This window comes from Stenotrophomonas sp. 62841_Sma, assembly GCF_056482945.1.
The window spans coordinates 3,274,163-3,287,805 of record NZ_CM151224.1 but is presented as its reverse complement, the minus strand read 5'-3'; the positions used below and the strand labels follow the sequence as shown (position 1 = coordinate 3,287,805).

At 66.0% G+C, this 13,643-nt stretch carries 21 protein-coding genes; 11 read left to right on the top strand and 10 right to left on the bottom strand.

From position 1 onward, the window contains the following. Nucleotides 1–76 precede the first annotated feature (76 nt). Nucleotides 77–277: a hypothetical protein gene (locus tag ACZK5G_RS15470; RefSeq protein ID WP_014037933.1), complete on the top strand. Its 201-nt coding sequence runs from the start codon at nt 77–79 to the stop codon at nt 275–277. After that, the gene (locus tag ACZK5G_RS15465) at nt 274–615 is read left to right on the top strand and encodes a low molecular weight protein tyrosine phosphatase family protein (protein WP_032128660.1); all 342 of its coding nucleotides are present in this window, start codon (nt 274–276) and stop codon (nt 613–615) included. Before ACZK5G_RS15470 ends, ACZK5G_RS15465 begins: the two co-directional genes overlap by 4 nt. Here ACZK5G_RS15465 and ACZK5G_RS15460 read toward each other — a convergent pair. Together ACZK5G_RS15460 and ACZK5G_RS15455 are read right to left on the bottom strand one after the other, a co-directional pair. Continuing rightward, nucleotides 594–1,031, bottom strand: a complete 438-nt coding sequence (locus ACZK5G_RS15460) for a GNAT family N-acetyltransferase (protein ID WP_032128661.1) — start codon at nt 1,029–1,031, stop codon at nt 594–596. The two genes, ACZK5G_RS15465 and ACZK5G_RS15460, sit on opposite strands and share 22 nt — an antisense overlap. Before the next feature lie 58 nt (nt 1,032–1,089). Beyond that, nucleotides 1,090–1,599, bottom strand: coding sequence for a DUF3011 domain-containing protein (locus tag ACZK5G_RS15455; protein WP_478463973.1), 510 nt, complete (start codon nt 1,597–1,599; stop codon nt 1,090–1,092). A 240-nt stretch (nt 1,600–1,839) separates the two neighbouring features. Between ACZK5G_RS15455 and ACZK5G_RS15450 the strand changes: the two genes are divergently transcribed. Continuing rightward, entirely contained in the window at nt 1,840–2,235 is a 396-nt protein-coding gene (locus tag ACZK5G_RS15450) for a hypothetical protein (RefSeq protein ID WP_012511691.1), read from the top strand. A gap of 24 nt (nt 2,236–2,259) precedes the next feature. On the opposite strand, the gene ACZK5G_RS15445 is transcribed toward ACZK5G_RS15450, so the two are convergent. After that, complete coding sequence (locus ACZK5G_RS15445; protein ID WP_478463972.1) at nt 2,260–2,952, bottom strand: aspartate/glutamate racemase family protein; 693 nt, start codon at nt 2,950–2,952, stop codon at nt 2,260–2,262. Between the two features lie 86 nt (nt 2,953–3,038). Here ACZK5G_RS15445 and ACZK5G_RS15440 point away from each other — a divergent pair, with 86 nt between their 5' ends. The 5 genes from ACZK5G_RS15440 (at nt 3,039) to ACZK5G_RS15420 (ending at nt 5,354) form a co-directional block, all read left to right on the top strand. Then, on the top strand, nt 3,039–3,350 hold the full coding sequence (locus ACZK5G_RS15440) for an ArsR/SmtB family transcription factor (protein WP_042358872.1): 312 nt from the start codon (nt 3,039–3,041) through the stop codon (nt 3,348–3,350). Continuing rightward, nucleotides 3,350–3,700 carry an SRPBCC family protein gene (locus ACZK5G_RS15435; RefSeq protein ID WP_478463971.1) on the top strand — a complete coding sequence of 117 codons (351 nt, stop codon included), beginning with the start codon at nt 3,350–3,352 and terminating at the stop codon, nt 3,698–3,700. The genes ACZK5G_RS15440 and ACZK5G_RS15435 overlap by 1 nt, the downstream gene beginning before the upstream one ends. 37 nt (nt 3,701–3,737) lie before the next feature. Continuing rightward, the gene (locus ACZK5G_RS15430; RefSeq protein ID WP_032128666.1) at nt 3,738–4,346 is read left to right on the top strand and encodes an ATP-dependent Clp protease proteolytic subunit; all 609 of its coding nucleotides are present in this window, start codon (nt 3,738–3,740) and stop codon (nt 4,344–4,346) included. 98 nt (nt 4,347–4,444) lie between these two features. Further along, nucleotides 4,445–5,086, top strand: a complete 642-nt coding sequence (locus tag ACZK5G_RS15425; RefSeq protein WP_032128667.1) for a LysE family translocator — start codon at nt 4,445–4,447, stop codon at nt 5,084–5,086. A 94-nt stretch (nt 5,087–5,180) separates the two neighbouring features. After that, nucleotides 5,181–5,354 carry a DUF1328 domain-containing protein gene (locus tag ACZK5G_RS15420; protein ID WP_006380555.1) on the top strand — a complete coding sequence of 58 codons (174 nt, stop codon included), beginning with the start codon at nt 5,181–5,183 and terminating at the stop codon, nt 5,352–5,354. 22 nt (nt 5,355–5,376) lie between these two features. Here the strand turns inward: ACZK5G_RS15420 and ACZK5G_RS15415 are convergent, their stop codons facing one another. The 4 genes from ACZK5G_RS15415 to ACZK5G_RS15400 form a co-directional block, all read right to left on the bottom strand. Beyond that, entirely contained in the window at nt 5,377–5,709 is a 333-nt protein-coding gene (locus tag ACZK5G_RS15415) for an SMR family transporter (RefSeq protein ID WP_005410423.1), read from the bottom strand. 13 nt (nt 5,710–5,722) lie between these two features. After that, entirely contained in the window at nt 5,723–6,295 is a 573-nt protein-coding gene (locus tag ACZK5G_RS15410) for a TetR/AcrR family transcriptional regulator (protein WP_032128668.1), read from the bottom strand. 86 nt (nt 6,296–6,381) lie between these two features. Beyond that, a complete protein-coding gene (locus ACZK5G_RS15405) occupies nt 6,382–6,615 on the bottom strand; it encodes a DUF1653 domain-containing protein (protein WP_478463969.1) in 234 nt (77 codons plus the stop codon). A gap of 12 nt (nt 6,616–6,627) precedes the next feature. After that, nucleotides 6,628–6,912, bottom strand: a complete 285-nt coding sequence (locus ACZK5G_RS15400; RefSeq protein WP_125894318.1) for a hypothetical protein — start codon at nt 6,910–6,912, stop codon at nt 6,628–6,630. Between the two features lie 404 nt (nt 6,913–7,316). Between ACZK5G_RS15400 and ACZK5G_RS15395 the strand changes: the two genes are divergently transcribed. The 3 genes from ACZK5G_RS15395 (at nt 7,317) to ACZK5G_RS15385 (ending at nt 8,590) form a co-directional block, all read left to right on the top strand. After that, nucleotides 7,317–7,523: a hypothetical protein gene (locus ACZK5G_RS15395; protein ID WP_049423877.1), complete on the top strand. Its 207-nt coding sequence runs from the start codon at nt 7,317–7,319 to the stop codon at nt 7,521–7,523. Nucleotides 7,524–7,655: 132 nt separating this feature from the next. After that, on the top strand, nt 7,656–8,219 hold the full coding sequence (locus ACZK5G_RS15390; protein WP_049401711.1) for a DUF3011 domain-containing protein: 564 nt from the start codon (nt 7,656–7,658) through the stop codon (nt 8,217–8,219). Between the two features lie 167 nt (nt 8,220–8,386). Beyond that, nucleotides 8,387–8,590, top strand: coding sequence for a hypothetical protein (locus ACZK5G_RS15385; protein WP_005417823.1), 204 nt, complete (start codon nt 8,387–8,389; stop codon nt 8,588–8,590). Between the two features lie 152 nt (nt 8,591–8,742). Here ACZK5G_RS15385 and dxs read toward each other — a convergent pair whose 3' ends face one another. The 3 genes from dxs to ACZK5G_RS15370 form a co-directional block, all read right to left on the bottom strand. Next, nucleotides 8,743–10,650, bottom strand: coding sequence for a 1-deoxy-D-xylulose-5-phosphate synthase (gene dxs / locus ACZK5G_RS15380; protein ID WP_049462121.1), 1,908 nt, complete (start codon nt 10,648–10,650; stop codon nt 8,743–8,745). Nucleotides 10,651–10,755: 105 nt separating this feature from the next. Then, entirely contained in the window at nt 10,756–11,421 is a 666-nt protein-coding gene (locus ACZK5G_RS15375; protein ID WP_019336875.1) for an HNH endonuclease, read from the bottom strand. A 404-nt stretch (nt 11,422–11,825) separates the two neighbouring features. Beyond that, nucleotides 11,826–13,616 (bottom strand): acyl-CoA dehydrogenase C-terminal domain-containing protein, encoded by a 1,791-nt coding sequence (locus ACZK5G_RS15370; RefSeq protein ID WP_478463967.1) that lies wholly within the window; start codon nt 13,614–13,616, stop codon nt 11,826–11,828. Nucleotides 13,617–13,643: the final 27 nt, after the last annotated feature.

Genomic DNA, 13,643 nt, shown 5'->3' with positions numbered 1-13,643 from the left:
TTTTGTGCGTGCGGTGTATGCTGCGCGCCACTCGTACTACCGCGGCTGCTGAACCCGGTACTCACGAGAACACATCATGGAATCTGCAAGAAACCGTGCCTGGCGTCGCAGCCAGGCCCGCAACCGTGGTGGCGACCGCGCCACGACCGCCTACAGCTACAAGCCCGAGAAGAACTGGAAGCTGCTGTACACGCGCGATGCCAAGCTCGCGCGCGCACGCCAGCTGGGCTTCACCTATCCGGTGCTCAGCGCCCGCCAATTGCAGGAACAGGAATGATCAACCTGCTGTTCGTCTGCAGCCGCAACCAGCTGCGCAGCCCGACCGCCGAAGCCATGTGGCGACGGCGGCCCGGCTTCACTGCGCTGTCGGCCGGCACCAGCCCGCATGCACGACGCCCCATCGGCCCGGCGGACATCCGCTGGGCCGATGTCATCTTCGTGATGGAGGCCAAGCATCAGCATCGACTGCAGGCCGCATACGCGCGCCTGCTGGAACACAAGCGCCTGCATTGCCTGGATATCCCGGACGACTATCGCTGCATGGATCCCGTGCTGATGGATCTGCTGGATACCAAGGTGACCGCGTATCTCGATCAGCTGCCGGCAAAGCGGTAGATCAGCTCCGGGTCGCCGTCATCCAGTCCATGCACGATGCCGCTGTCGATGAAGCCCGATGCAACGAGCAGGCGCTGCATGGCGATGTTGGAGGCATTGGTCGAGGTGAACAGCTTGCGTTGTCCACGCTGTGCAATCGCGTGCCGCAGCAGTGCGGCGCCGACGCCCTGGCTGCGCCGCTCGCGCGCGACCATCAGCATTTCGACGAAGCCTTCGCCGAAGAAGTGCTCATGGAGGGTCATGTAGCCAACGATCTCGCGCTCCTGCTCGGCAACATGCACGTTGCCCCGCGCCAACCACTCGCCAATCTGTTCCGCCCGTCGAGGGTCGCTTGCCGCCACGCTGTCGAGTGCGATCAGCGCGGAGGCATCGGCGGGCGTCGCGTCGCGGAGGCGCAGCGCAGTCGCAGCGGGCATGGTCGGGCTCCTGACAGGAGGGCTCAGTCTATCGCCGCAGCCAGCGCGTGCTCGGCAGTCAATACACGCGGAACTCGGCCCGGCAGCCGTCGCTGACCCACACGCCGCGGCGGTCCCAGCCCCAGTTCTGGTCCTCGATGCAGGCCGTCACCGACTTCTGCTTGATCAGGCGCACCTCGTGGCGCACACGGATGCGGCATTCCTTGTCCTTCTTTTCGTAGGACTCGCAGACCAGGCGCTCGCCATCATCGTCACGGTCCCTGCCGCGGCCCGGCCAGCGTCCGCGCCCATAGCCGTCGGCGACGAACTCGGCGCGGCAGCCGTCGGTCACCCACAACGTGCGGCGGCTCTGGCCCCAGTTCTGGTTCTCCACGCAGCGGGTGACCGACAGTTGCCTGGCCAGGCGCATCGGGCCCTCGATCGGGCATTGCGCGGTCTTGTTGAACTGCGATTCGCAGCGCAGCGCCGGAATGTGATCGGTGTCGTAGTCCTGTGCGGCCACGCTGGTGGCGGCCAGCAGCAGGGCAAGGGAGGTGCCGGTGATCGTCAGCAGCAGGCGATGGGACATGTGCAGGCTCGGTGGGGATGGGGCGGCAAGAATGGCCCAGTCCGGGGCTGCCGGAACGCTTCGTTCCGAAGATGGCTCAGTGGCGGTTTAGTAGTACGCGCGGGCCCATGCAGAGGCTTACATCCCGTATCATCGCTGCACATCCGATCGCATCGGTTTACACCCTCTTACATGTCTCCCACGCCGGTCGGCACAGCCTGTGGCTGTTGTCACTGGCATGCGGCCGGCGCGTGGAGGAGGATGCGCGGACCACGACGACCACAGGGGGTTGCGTTGATCAGCAGTACCGTCATTCATCGCTCGGCCGACGCAGGTGGCGCCGAGGTGCGGGTCCTGGACACCACGTTCAAGGGCAAGCATGTGTTCATTGCCTGGGGCCTGCGCGGGCCGGAACTGACCCGCAGCGCGGACCCGGCTGCCACCGTGGCCGCACGCAAGGCGCTGCACGCGGTTGCCGGCCACAGCGAGGGGCCGCGCAGCCCGGAAGTGTTCATCGCCAACCAGTCGGCGGTGGCGATCACGGTCTATCGCCTGCTTACCGAGGCGCGCTCCGGCGATGCCATCTTTTTCCTGTGCGATTCACAGGCGGTGGTCGAGTGGCTCATCACCGCGCTGGAAGTGCAGGGCGCGGACTGATTCCGCGCTCCGGCGCGCATCGATTCAGGCCAGCGCCGCGTCCACCGCAGCCCGTGCGTGCAGTGCAGTGGTATCGAACAGCGGCACTGCGCTGTCTTCCGGCCCTACCAGCAGCATGATCTCGGTACAGCCCAGGATGATGGCTTCGGCACCGCGCGCCACCAGGCGCGCGATCACGCCGGCGTAGACCTGCCGCGAGCGTTCGCGGATCACACCGGCAATCAACTCCTGGTAGATGATGTCGTGCACGCTGCGACGATCATCGGCTTCGGGTACCAGTACCTCCAGCCCGAAGCGCTCCTGCAGCCGGCCGCGGTAGAAGTCCTGTTCCATGGTGAAGGCGGTGCCGAGCAGGCCCACCTTGCGTGTGCTTGCCTGCACGATGGCCTGGGCGGTGGGGTCGGCGATATGCAGCAGCGGCAGTGGGCAGACCGCCTCGATGCGGTCGGCCAGCTTGTGCATGGTGTTGGTGCAGATCAACAGCAGATCGGCGCCACCGGCCTGCAGGCGCCGTGCAGCGTCGGCCATATGGTCGCCCAGCGCATTCCAGTCGCCGTCATGCTGCAGCTGCTTGATGCCGGCGAAATCCACCGACCACAGCAGCAGCTGCGCCGAATGTGCGCCACCGAGGCGCTGCCGCACGTCCTCGTTGATGAGCCGGTAATACTGCGCCGAGCTTTCCCAGCTCATGCCGCCGATCAGGCCAAGGGTCTTCATGCACAGCTCCATGCCGGGGAGCCGTCATTGCAGCACAGCCGATGCGGGAGTTGCACTACACATTAGTGGTTGCTAATGTATTGGTCATGATCGAGAACGCCCTCTTCAAAGCGCTGGCCGACCCCACCCGCCGCCACATCTTCGAAAAGCTGGCCGAGGGCGGGCAGCATGCCAGCGCGCTGCGCGAGGGCATGGCGATCAGCCAGTCTGCGATGTCCCAGCACCTGGCGGTGCTGCGCGATGCCGGGCTGGTGAGCGAACAGCGCCAAGGCCGTTTCGTCCACTACGAGGTCGATCCGCGCGGGCTGGCGCACATCGGCAACTGGCTGCAGCGCTACCGGGCCTACTGGCCCGCGCGGATGGATGCCTTGCAGGATCTGCTGAAGGAGATGGACTGATGGACGATGTTCTGAACGAAGCGGCTCCCGCGTTGGTGATGGAGCAGTGGCTGCCAGCGCCACCGGGACGGGTCTGGCGCGCACTGTTCGATCCGGCGCTGCGTGAGCGCTGGTTGCCTGCGGCCGATCTTGCCGATCCGCAGCCCTGCCTGTGCGAGGAGGGGCGGGAGCTGGGATTCCGCCTGCGCGATGCACAGCCTCCGCATCTGCACAGCCTGGTGTGTTTCCAGCTGCGCGCGGATGACGGTGGGGGGACGGTGCTGACCATCGTGCATCGGCTCACCGACCTGCGCGCGCTGCTGCCGTTGGCCGCCAACGACGATCATCGCACCATGATGCGCGCGGCCTGAGCCGGCGCCTGGATCAAACGCTACAGGGAGCAGGCACATGCGGGACAGAATGCAGCTGATACCAATGGTGGTGGAACGCAGCGAGCGCGGTGAGCGCTCCCATGACATCTACTCGCGGCTCCTGCGCGAGCGCATCATCTTTCTCAACGGTGAAGTCGATGACACTGTGTCGGCGCTGGTCTGCGCGCAGCTGCTGTTCCTGGAATCGGAAAACCCGGAGAAGCCGATCCATCTGTACATCAACTCGCCGGGTGGGGTGATCTCCAGCGGCCTGGCGATGTACGACACCATGCAATACATCTCGGCCCCGGTGCATACGCTGTGCATGGGCACCGCGCGGTCGATGGGTTCGTTCCTGTTGATGGCCGGCGAGCCCGGTCACCGCGCGGCGTTGGCCAATGCCAGCCTGCATGTGCATCAGCCGCTGGGCGGGGTGCAGGGCCAGGCGTCGGACATCTTCATCCATGCCGAGGAAATGCAGCGCACCAAGCAGCGCATCACCCGGCTGTATGCGCAGCATTGCGGACGCAGTGTCGAGGAGGTCGAGCAGACCCTGGACCGCGATCGTTTCATGAGTGCCGAGCAGGCATGCGAATGGGGCTTGATCGACCAGGTACTGGTACGGCGCGACGCGCTTGCGGCCTGAGCCTGCCTCTGTAACCACCGCATCCATGCTGCGCTGTGTGTGCCGCGCCAGGCCGGCGCACTCTATGCTGGTGGGATCTTCTGAAGTGGATGTCCGATATGGCCCTGCATACCTGGTGGTGGTTCCTCGCCACGGTGTTCGTTCTGTGTGGTACGCCGGGGCCGAACATGCTGCATATCCTCGGTCGCAGCGTCGGGCTCGGCTTTCGCGGTAGCGTGCCGGCGATGGCTGGCTGCCTGCTGGCGATGCTGCTGGTGCTGGCGGCCTCCGCAGCAGGCCTGAGTGCGCTGCTGCATTCCTCGCCGATGCTGTTTGAGGTGCTGCGCTATCTGGGCGTGGCCTATCTGGCCTGGCTGGGCCTGAAGGCATGGCGTGACAGTTGCCGGCCGGCACCACCGGTGACGGTCGATGCCGCGCTGCCGGTTGCGGCGTCGCTGGGCGCGTGGAAGGTGTTCCGCGGTGGCCTTCTGGTGGGCCTGAGCAATCCCAAGCTGCTGCTGTTCGCTGCGGCGTTCCTGCCGCAGTTCGTCGACCCGTCGCGTGGCCAGGCGCTGCAGTACAGCGTGCTGGTCGCCACCTTCGCCGGCTGCGAACTGTTCTGGTACGTGATGTATGCCGCCGGTGGCCATGGCCTGCGCCGATGGTTGGCCAAACCCTTCGCGCGGCGCTGGTTCGAGCGGCTGGTGGGCAGCGTTTTCCTGGCCTTTGCAGTGGCCCTGCTGCGTTTCCGCCCGCGCTGATTCACGCCGCGCACGCGGCCTGTTCACGACTGCCGCATCGGCTACGGCCTAGCCTGATCATCCAGTACGCAGTCCCCACGGGGAAAGGTTTGACATGATCAAGTGGGCCATCATCTTCGCCATCATCGGCGTCATTGCGGGCGTGCTCGGCTTCGGCGGCATTGCCGGCGCCGCGGTCGGCATCGCCAAGTTCCTGTTCTGGGCCGGCATCATCATCGCCGTGGTGCTGTTCCTGCTCGGCATGACCGTAGCGAAGAAGGTCAGCTAGCGTTGATCGCGCAGCAGCGTACTCAGTGTGCGCTGCTGCGCGAGAACAGATTGATCACCAGTACGCCAGCACAGATCAGGCCGATGCCGATCAACGCCGGTGCATCCAGGCGCTGCTTGAACACCACCAGCCCGATCAGCGAGATCAGCACGATGCCGACGCCGGACCAGATCGCGTAGGCGATGCCGGTCGGGATCGACTTCATGGTCATCGACAGCAGGTAGAAGCACAGTCCATAGCCGACCAGCGCGCCCAGTGTCGGCGCCAGCCGGCTCATGCCGTCGGATGCCTTCAGCAGCGACGTGGCAATTACTTCCAGCACGATGGCAGCGGCAAGGTAGAGGTAGGGATTCATTGAGCGCTCCTGCTTACTGCGGGTCGCATAGTTTCAGGGCCTGTTCGGCCATCGCCAATGCGTTGGCGCGTTCTTCCTCGTCCAGCGGTCGCCCATAGGCCGTGGCCCAGTAGCCATCGGCAGCGCAGCGCGCCGCATACAGTCGGGGATCGTTGGCTTCGCCGGCGAACTCGGCCAGCATCGCACGCTTCCAGGTACGCCAATGCGCGAGCAGGGCTGGTTCCATCAGGTTGCCCAGGGTCAGGCCGATGTCGTTGTCCTGTTCCTGCTGCAGCAGATGCTCGAAATTGGCCTGCACATAGGCGCGGCTGAAACGACCATGCCCTTCGGGGTTTTCCTGCAGCAGGGCACGTACCCGCGCTTCGAATTCGCCGATGAGCGCTCCGATGGCTTCATCCACCAGTGCCTGCTTGCTGCTGAAATGATGGAACAGTGCACCCTTGCTGACACCGGCGGCCTGCGCGACGTCCTGCACGGTCAGCGCGGCGAGGCCATCTCGGCCGATCACTTCAATGGTGGCCTGCAGCAGTGACTGGCGCACGCTGTCGGGCGCCTTGCGGCGCGAGCGGGAGGGGGATGCGGACATGGCGGGAAGAAACCGACTGGACGGTACGATTGTAACGCAGGCCCGTGGCGTTACCGCGCTGCCGGCCAGGGCCGGCAGCGGAACCGTCATGCGTCGATGCGGGCGAAACGCGGCTGCGGTCCGTGTTCGCCCGGTACCTGTTCGACGAACATGGCATACGGGCGCACCCACAGGCCGCCTTCGCCATAGAGCGCGCGATACAGCACCAGTGGCTCCAGCGTCTCGCTGTTGCGGACGATATCGAGCACTTCGTACTCGCCGCCCTTGAAGTGGCGGTAGCGACCCGGGGCCAGAGTAGGTAGCGGGCTCAGCTCAGCCATGGGGTGTGCGCCTCACTTGCGTGCCGGGCTGGCCGGCTTCGCGCAGTAGGCATCGATGGCCTCGGCGGTATTGGCCAGGCCCTGTGCCTGTGCCAGTTCCCACGGGCGTTCGCAACGCTGGCTGTGCTCGCACCACTGGTAGCCGGCCGAACCAATGCATCCGTGGGCATCGCGATCGCCGCCCACCTTCGGTATCGCAGACGAGGTGGTCGCCGCATCGGCACGTGCGGCGGCGTCGTGCTGGTTGGCGCACGCGGTCAGCACCAGCAGGGCTGGAATCAGAAGAAGCGCTTTCATCGGGCGGGCTCCGTGCCTAAAGCGACAGTGTCTGTCGCAAATAGCCGTCCAGCAAGCGCTCAGTGCATGGCGGCGCGGATCAGCTCTTCAATCAGCACCAGATAGCTGGCCACGAAATAGAACTTCAGCAGCGTCCAGCGCTGCTGCGAGAAGAAGGTGCGCATGTGGAAGGGGCCCCTGTTGGTGACGGTAGTGTGAAGCTCCGTCAACTCCGTGACAAGGGTCACGGAACGCCTTCACTAAACAGCCTCAGGGATGTGAGGGTTGGGAAGCGCCCGACCGAATCCTGAGGCATTTTCGTACAAATCTGATGGGCCATCTCCGACGCGATCGATAGCCTGAGGGTGTACTGGCACGTGGCCCTGCCGCCTGTCACCGCCTCTTTCCTTCCGCAGGAGCTTCTCATGGTCTTTACTGTCCAATGCACTGCCCGGCACTGGTCCGTGTTGCATCCGAAGGCGGGTGACGCCACCCGTTACGCCCGCGGTGCCGATGCCTTCGACGCGGCCGCTGCGCTGGCCCTCGAGCACCATCGTCGCACCGGCCAGCGCAGCACGGTCCGGGTCGAGGCGCTCGGCAGCACCGTGGATGCGCTCCATATCGGGGAGTGACGCCACCGGCCGAGGCGCAGTCAGCCACGGTTGAGTTGTTTGAATGGGGAAAAAACCGCCGTGGGGCGCCCCCCTGTGCGCCGCGCCACGAATCCCGGATGCTTGCGCCATCGTATTCATCCGGAGATTCCGATGGGCAAGGCACTCACCTGGCGCACCCTGGCCTGCACGCTGCTGCCGATGCTGGCGGCCGCAGGCGGCGCGCAGGCGCAGAGCTATGGCTACGGTTATGACGACGATCGCTATGGCGGTCGTGATGGCGGTGGCATCGTCCGCTGCGAATCGATCAAGAACCGCAGCAATGAATGTCGTCTGGAAGGTCGTGCCCGGATGATCCGCCAGTTGTCCGGTTCGCCGTGCGTGGAAGGCGAGACCTGGGGGCAATCGCGCTACGGTGTGTGGGTCACCCAGGGCTGCCGTGCCGAGTTCGTTGGCGAGTACCGCCGTGGCGGTGGCTGGGGTGGTGGCCATGGCAACGGCTGGGGCAACGGTGGCAATGGCTGGGGCGGGGGTGAGGTGATCACCTGCCATTCCAACGGCCACCGCCAGGAGTACTGTGATGCCCGCATCCGTCGTGGTGTGCGCCTGGTGCGTCAGGATTCACGCAGCGCCTGCATCGAGGGCCAGACCTGGGGCTGGAACCGTCGTGGCATCTGGGTCAGCGACGGCTGCCGGGCGCAGTTCCAGGTGAATTGAGCTCGCCCATCGAAAATCAGAATAATCTGATACAGCTCACATTTTGAACGTCGTATCTTCTGTGATCAGGGCACCCCTGCGTGCCCCTGATCCGTCGCGATGAAGTCTGCCGTAACCGGCACGCCCGTCCCGCCACCGTCGATACGCTGCCTCAAGGAGTGAGCTGCATGTTGATCCGCCTGCAATGCGAGCAACGCCAATGGCGCGTGCTGCACCCGGACCGGCCGGAACCGATCGAGTTCCGCGATGGTGCCCGGGCCTACGATTTCGCTGAAACCCTTGCACGCCTCCACTTCGTCGACACCGGGCAGCGCGCTGCGGTGCGGGTGGAGGCCAGCGGTGCGTTCGTGGAAGCGGTCAGCTACGGCTGAGGGTTGGGGTTTCCGGCCAGATCATCGTTCCGGAGCCCGCTAGCCACGCACAGCGTGGATCTACTTTGCATCTGTCTCCACGCATGGCGTGGATCGACCCCTGTTCCGCAGTAGATCCACGCCATGCGTGGATCTACTGGTGGTGACCGGCCTCAGCCTGCTGCGCTGAGCGGCGGGGTCCCGGCAGCCAGCTGCGGCCAGCGCTTGAGCACCGCCGCGCGGATGCCCGCCGCATCGATACCGGCTTCGGCCAGCAGGTCCTCACGGCTTGCGTGGTGCTGGTAACTGTCGGGCAGGCCCAGGTGCAGGATCGGGCGCAGTACGCCTTCGGCGTTGAGCAGTTCGCCGACGCCGGAGCCGGCGCCGCCGGCCACCACGTTGTCTTCGATCGTGACCAGGCCCTCGTGCTGGGCGGCCACGGCCAGCACCAGCTCGCGGTCCAGCGGCTTGATGAAGCGCATGTTGACCACGCTCAGACCCAGTTCGCGGCCGACCTGCTCAGCGGCGGCCACGGTGCTGCCGAAGGCGAGCAGCGCGACGCGGCTGCCCTGCAGGCGCAGCTCGCCCTTGCCGATCGGCAGGGTGGACAGGTCGGTACCGGCGGCAACGCCGGTGCCGGTGCCGCGCGGATAGCGCACGGCGGCCGGGCCCGGGTGCTGCAGGCCAGTGCTGAGCATCTGCCGGCACTCGGCTTCATTGGACGGAGCCATCACCACCAGGTTCGGCACGCAGCGCAGGAAGCTCAGGTCGAGGTTGCCGGCATGGGTGGCGCCGTCCGGACCGACCACGCCGGCGCGGTCGATCGCGAACAGCACGTCCAGGTCCTGGATGGCCACGTCATGCACCAGCTGGTCGTACGCGCGCTGCAGGAAGGTGGAATAGATCGCCACCACCGGCTTGCCGCCCTGGGTGGCCATGCCGGCGGCGAGGGTGACCGCGTGCTGCTCGGCAATTGCCACGTCGAAATAGCGCTGCGGGTATTCCTTGCTGAAACGCACCAGGCCGGAGCCTTCGCGCATCGCCGGGGTGATGCCGTACAGGCGTGGCTCGGCAGCGGCGGCATCGCACAGCCAGTCGCTGAACACATCGGTGTAGGTCGGCTTCTTGGCACCGGCCTTGGCCACCAGTCCCTTGTCCGGATCGAACGGGCCGACGGCGTGGTAACCGATCTGGTCGCCTTCGGCCGGCTCGTAGCCCTTGCCCTTGGTGGTCATCACGTGCAGCAGCTTCGGGCCCTTGGAGGCGCGCAGCGTCTTCAGCGTGGACAGCAGGGCGGGCATGTCGTGGCCGTCGATCGGGCCGGTGTAGTGGAAGCCCATTTCCTCGAACATCGTGGACGGCACGAACATGCCCTTCCAGTGTTCTTCCCAGCGCTTCACGAAGCGCGCCGGATTGTTCTTCTTGTCGCCGAGGATCTTCTTGCCGCCTTCGCGCAGCGCATTGAGCGTGCGGCTGCCGGTGGCACGGCCGAGCATCTTGGTCAGGCCGCCGACCGCCTCGGAGATCGACATGTTGTTGTCGTTGAGGATCACCAGCAGGTTCGGCTCGGGCTCCATGCCACCGGCGTGCATCAGCGCTTCGAACGCCATGCCGGCGGTCATTGCGCCATCACCGATCACTGCAACGACCTGGCGGTTGTCGCCTTCGGACTGGCGGGCGATGGCCATGCCGAGTGCGGCCGAGATCGAGGTCGAGGAGTGGCCGACGCCGAAGGTGTCGTACTCGCTCTCTTCGCGCTTCGGGAACGGCGCGACGCCGTCCTTCTGCTTGACGGTGTGGATCTCGTCGCGGCGACCGGTCAGGATCTTGTGCGGGTAGGTCTGGTGACCGACGTCCCAGACCAGCTGGTCCTGCGGAGTCTGGTACAGGTAGTGCAGGGCCACGGTGAGTTCGATCACGCCCAGGCCGGCGGCGAAGTGGCCGCCGCTCTTGCCCACCGACTCGATGAGGTAGGCGCGCAGTTCGTCGGCGACCGCCCTCAATTCGGATTCGTCGAACGTGCGCAGGTCATCCGGTGTCTGGATGCGCGCGAGGCGGGGATAGCGGGCAGAGTCGATCATCATGTTCGCACTTGTTCTGAACGCCCATTTTCGCCCTCAAACGGGGGTGGGGCAAGCAAACGCCGCCGCCCGTGACAGGACGGTGAGGGTTGCATTTTCAGCGATTCAGGTGCTCAGTTTTGACCGCTTGGGCAATTGCGCCTTCAGGAAGGCCATCTGGTCGGCCAGGATGTTGCGGTTGGACAGGATCAGATGCTCGATCCAGCTGGGCCGGTAAGGCACCGCCAGCAACGGCATTCCGGCCTGCTGGGGGGTGCGGTCGCTCTTGCGCGAGTTGCAGTGGAAGCAGGCGGTGACCACGTTTTCCCAGCAGTCCAGGCCACCCTTGGACAGCGGCATGACGTGGTCGCGGGTGAGCGTGGGGCGGTTGAACTGCTGGCCGCAGTACATGCACAGGTGTGCGTCGCGGGCGAACAGGGCCGGGTTGGTCAGGTTCGGCGTGGGGTCGATCGCGCGGGAGCGGGCGTGGCCGCGGGCGGCGATGATCGGGTGCAGGTCCATGCCGCTCTGCAGTCCGCTGAAGCGGTTGGTACCGCCGTGGATGTGCAGGCAGGGATCGCCGAGTGTCCAAGCGACGGCTTCGCGGGCGTAGAGGCACGCCGCATCCTGCCAGGTGATCCAGTCCAGTACGCGTCCGTGGGCATCAAGCGAGAGCAGCCGGACCGAACCGGGGCGATGCAGCGTCGTGGCGTTGGGCGATGCTTCGGCGCCCGGAGCAGAAAACGGAGCTCCGGCTTCGATCAGACCCAAGCGTGTAGTGTCTGTCTCCATCGGGAGAACAGCTTATACCTGAATGTTGACGATTTGTGTATCGCCTGTCGGCGATACGCAAATCGCAACGATTCAGGTCCGCGCATTCCTCCTATCCCCCGCGCCGTTGGCGCGCCCCCCTTAACAAAGGGGGGCTCTTCTCCAGAGAGATCCCGGTGGTTTCCATCCACGCGTGGCGTGGATCTACCGTGTCGACCAAGGTCGACACCCACCAGCAGCAGAAATCTGTCGAGGGCGGGGTGGGTCCGGTTGCGGGGGCGTGAGCCGCATGGATGCGGCGACCGAGCTTACATGGACGTACTTGCAGCGCCCCCAGCAATTGGACCCACCCTGCCATCCCTCAGGAAGCCGGCTGTTGCTGTTGCTCCAGCCGTTGCCTCCGCGGGTGCCGGGCGCAGCCCGGCTCAGGCGCCGAAGCGCTCGTCGTCCATCGCCATCAGCGGGGCGGCGCCGGCCTGGATCGCGGCGGCGTGGGCGAGGGTGCGCGGCAGCACGCGGGCGAAGTAGAACCGTGCGGTCTCGCGCTTGCCCTGGGCGAAAGCGGCGCCGTGCGCGCTGGCATCGGCGGCCGCCACGCTGCGGGCCCACCAGTAAGCCAGCACCACGTAACCCGAATAGAACAGGTAGTCGTAGCTGGCCGCGCCGAGTTCGTCCGGATTGGCGGCCGAACGCTGCAGCACATCCATGGTCAGCTTGCCCCATTCGGCGGCCTTGGCGCGCAGCGGGCCGATGAACTCGGCCAGCGCTTCGTTGCCTTCGTTGGCCTTGGCGAACGCCTCGATCTCGGCCAGCATCAACTTCAGGCCGGCGCCCTGGCTGGACGCGGTCTTGCGGCCGATCAGGTCCAGCGCCTGGATGCCGGTGGTGCCTTCATACAGCGTGGTGATGCGGGCATCGCGGGCCAGCTGCTCCATGCCGTGCTCGCGGATGTAGCCGTGGCCACCGAAGCACTGCAGGGCGTTGTAGGTGTTCTCGATGCCCCATTCGGTCTGGCAGGCCTTGGAGATCGGGGTCAGGAAGCTCACCAGGGTGTCGGCGCGCTCGCGCTCGGCGGCGTCCTCGGCGTGGTGGGCGACGTCGATCAGGGTGGCGGCGTGCAGGGCCAGCAGGCGGCTGCCCTCGACCAGTGACTTCACCGTCAGCAGCATGCGGCGCACATCCGGATGGACCAGGATCGGGTCAGCCGGCTTGTCCGGGAACTTGGCGCCGCTCAGGGCGCGCGACTGCAGGCGCTCACGGCTGTACTTCAGTGCGTTCTGGTAGGCGCGCTCGGACAGGCCGATGCCCTGCAGGCCGACGCCCAGGCGCGCGGTGTTCATCATGGTGAACATGGCCTGCAGGCCCTTGTGCGGCTGGCCGACCAGGTAGCCCTGCGCACCATCGAAGTTCATCACGCAGGTGACCGACCCCTTGATGCCCATCTTGTGCTCGATCGAGCCGCAGCGCAGTGCGTTGCGCTCGCCGACGTTGCCCTCGCGGTCGACCTTGAACTTCGGGGTGACGAACAGCGAGATGCCCTTGGCACCCGGGGGCGCGTCAGGCAGCTTGGCCAGCACCAGGTGCACGATGTTGCCGGTCAGGTCGTGCTCGCCGGCAGTGATGAAGATCTTGGTGCCGGTGATCGAGTAGCTGCCATCGGCATTCGGCTCGGCCTTGGTCTTGAGCAGGCCCAGGTCGGTGCCGCAGTGCGGTTCGGTCAGGCACATGGTGCCGGTCCAGCGGCCCTCGATCAGCGGCTTCAGGAAGGCCTCGTGCTGCCAGGCCTCGCCGTGCTGCTTCAGCGCTTCGATGGCGCCGTGCGAGAGCAGCGGGAAGTTGCCCCAGGCCAGGTTGGCGGCGTTGATCATCTCGTTGAGCGGCACGCCCAGGGTGTGCGGCAGGCCCTGGCCGCCCAGCTCCGGCGAGGCGGTCAGGCCGGTCCAGCCGCCATCGACGAACTGGTCGTAGGCCTGCTTGAAGCCGGGCGGGGTGGTCACTTCACCGGTGGCCTGGTCGAGTACGCAGCCGATCTCGTCGCCGACGCTGTTGAGCGGGGCCAGCACGGTGGCGCTGAAGCGGCCGGCTTCTTCCAGCACGGCATCGACCACGTCGGCGGTGGCGTCGGTGAAGCCCAGGCGGGCGAACAGGGGTTCGACCTTGAGCACATCGTGCAGGGCGAAACGGAGGTCGGAAAGCGGGGCGGTGTAGCTGCTCATCGGTACGTCTCGATTTGATCAGGGACA

Bases quoted from the DNA above. Each gene is read 5' to 3' on its own strand.
- ACZK5G_RS15470 (WP_014037933.1), top strand. From the start codon at position 77: ATGGAATCTGCAAGAAACCGTGCCTGGCGTCGCAGCCAGGCCCGCAAC.
- ACZK5G_RS15465 (WP_032128660.1), top strand. From the start codon at position 274: ATGATCAACCTGCTGTTCGTCTGCAGCCGCAACCAGCTGCGCAGCCCG.
- ACZK5G_RS15460 (WP_032128661.1), bottom strand. From the start codon at position 1,031: ATGCCCGCTGCGACTGCGCTGCGCCTCCGCGACGCGACGCCCGCCGAT.
- ACZK5G_RS15455 (WP_478463973.1), bottom strand. From the start codon at position 1,599: ATGTCCCATCGCCTGCTGCTGACGATCACCGGCACCTCCCTTGCCCTG.
- ACZK5G_RS15450 (WP_012511691.1), top strand. From the start codon at position 1,840: ATGCGCGGACCACGACGACCACAGGGGGTTGCGTTGATCAGCAGTACC.
- ACZK5G_RS15445 (WP_478463972.1), bottom strand. From the start codon at position 2,952: ATGAAGACCCTTGGCCTGATCGGCGGCATGAGCTGGGAAAGCTCGGCG.
- ACZK5G_RS15440 (WP_042358872.1), top strand. From the start codon at position 3,039: ATGATCGAGAACGCCCTCTTCAAAGCGCTGGCCGACCCCACCCGCCGC.
- ACZK5G_RS15435 (WP_478463971.1), top strand. From the start codon at position 3,350: ATGGACGATGTTCTGAACGAAGCGGCTCCCGCGTTGGTGATGGAGCAG.
- ACZK5G_RS15430 (WP_032128666.1), top strand. From the start codon at position 3,738: ATGCGGGACAGAATGCAGCTGATACCAATGGTGGTGGAACGCAGCGAG.
- ACZK5G_RS15425 (WP_032128667.1), top strand. From the start codon at position 4,445: ATGGCCCTGCATACCTGGTGGTGGTTCCTCGCCACGGTGTTCGTTCTG.
- ACZK5G_RS15420 (WP_006380555.1), top strand. From the start codon at position 5,181: ATGATCAAGTGGGCCATCATCTTCGCCATCATCGGCGTCATTGCGGGC.
- ACZK5G_RS15415 (WP_005410423.1), bottom strand. From the start codon at position 5,709: ATGAATCCCTACCTCTACCTTGCCGCTGCCATCGTGCTGGAAGTAATT.
- ACZK5G_RS15410 (WP_032128668.1), bottom strand. From the start codon at position 6,295: ATGTCCGCATCCCCCTCCCGCTCGCGCCGCAAGGCGCCCGACAGCGTG.
- ACZK5G_RS15405 (WP_478463969.1), bottom strand. From the start codon at position 6,615: ATGGCTGAGCTGAGCCCGCTACCTACTCTGGCCCCGGGTCGCTACCGC.
- ACZK5G_RS15400 (WP_125894318.1), bottom strand. From the start codon at position 6,912: ATGAAAGCGCTTCTTCTGATTCCAGCCCTGCTGGTGCTGACCGCGTGC.
- ACZK5G_RS15395 (WP_049423877.1), top strand. From the start codon at position 7,317: ATGGTCTTTACTGTCCAATGCACTGCCCGGCACTGGTCCGTGTTGCAT.
- ACZK5G_RS15390 (WP_049401711.1), top strand. From the start codon at position 7,656: ATGGGCAAGGCACTCACCTGGCGCACCCTGGCCTGCACGCTGCTGCCG.
- ACZK5G_RS15385 (WP_005417823.1), top strand. From the start codon at position 8,387: ATGTTGATCCGCCTGCAATGCGAGCAACGCCAATGGCGCGTGCTGCAC.
- dxs (WP_049462121.1), bottom strand. From the start codon at position 10,650: ATGATCGACTCTGCCCGCTATCCCCGCCTCGCGCGCATCCAGACACCG.
- ACZK5G_RS15375 (WP_019336875.1), bottom strand. From the start codon at position 11,421: ATGGAGACAGACACTACACGCTTGGGTCTGATCGAAGCCGGAGCTCCG.
- ACZK5G_RS15370 (WP_478463967.1), bottom strand. From the start codon at position 13,616: ATGAGCAGCTACACCGCCCCGCTTTCCGACCTCCGTTTCGCCCTGCAC.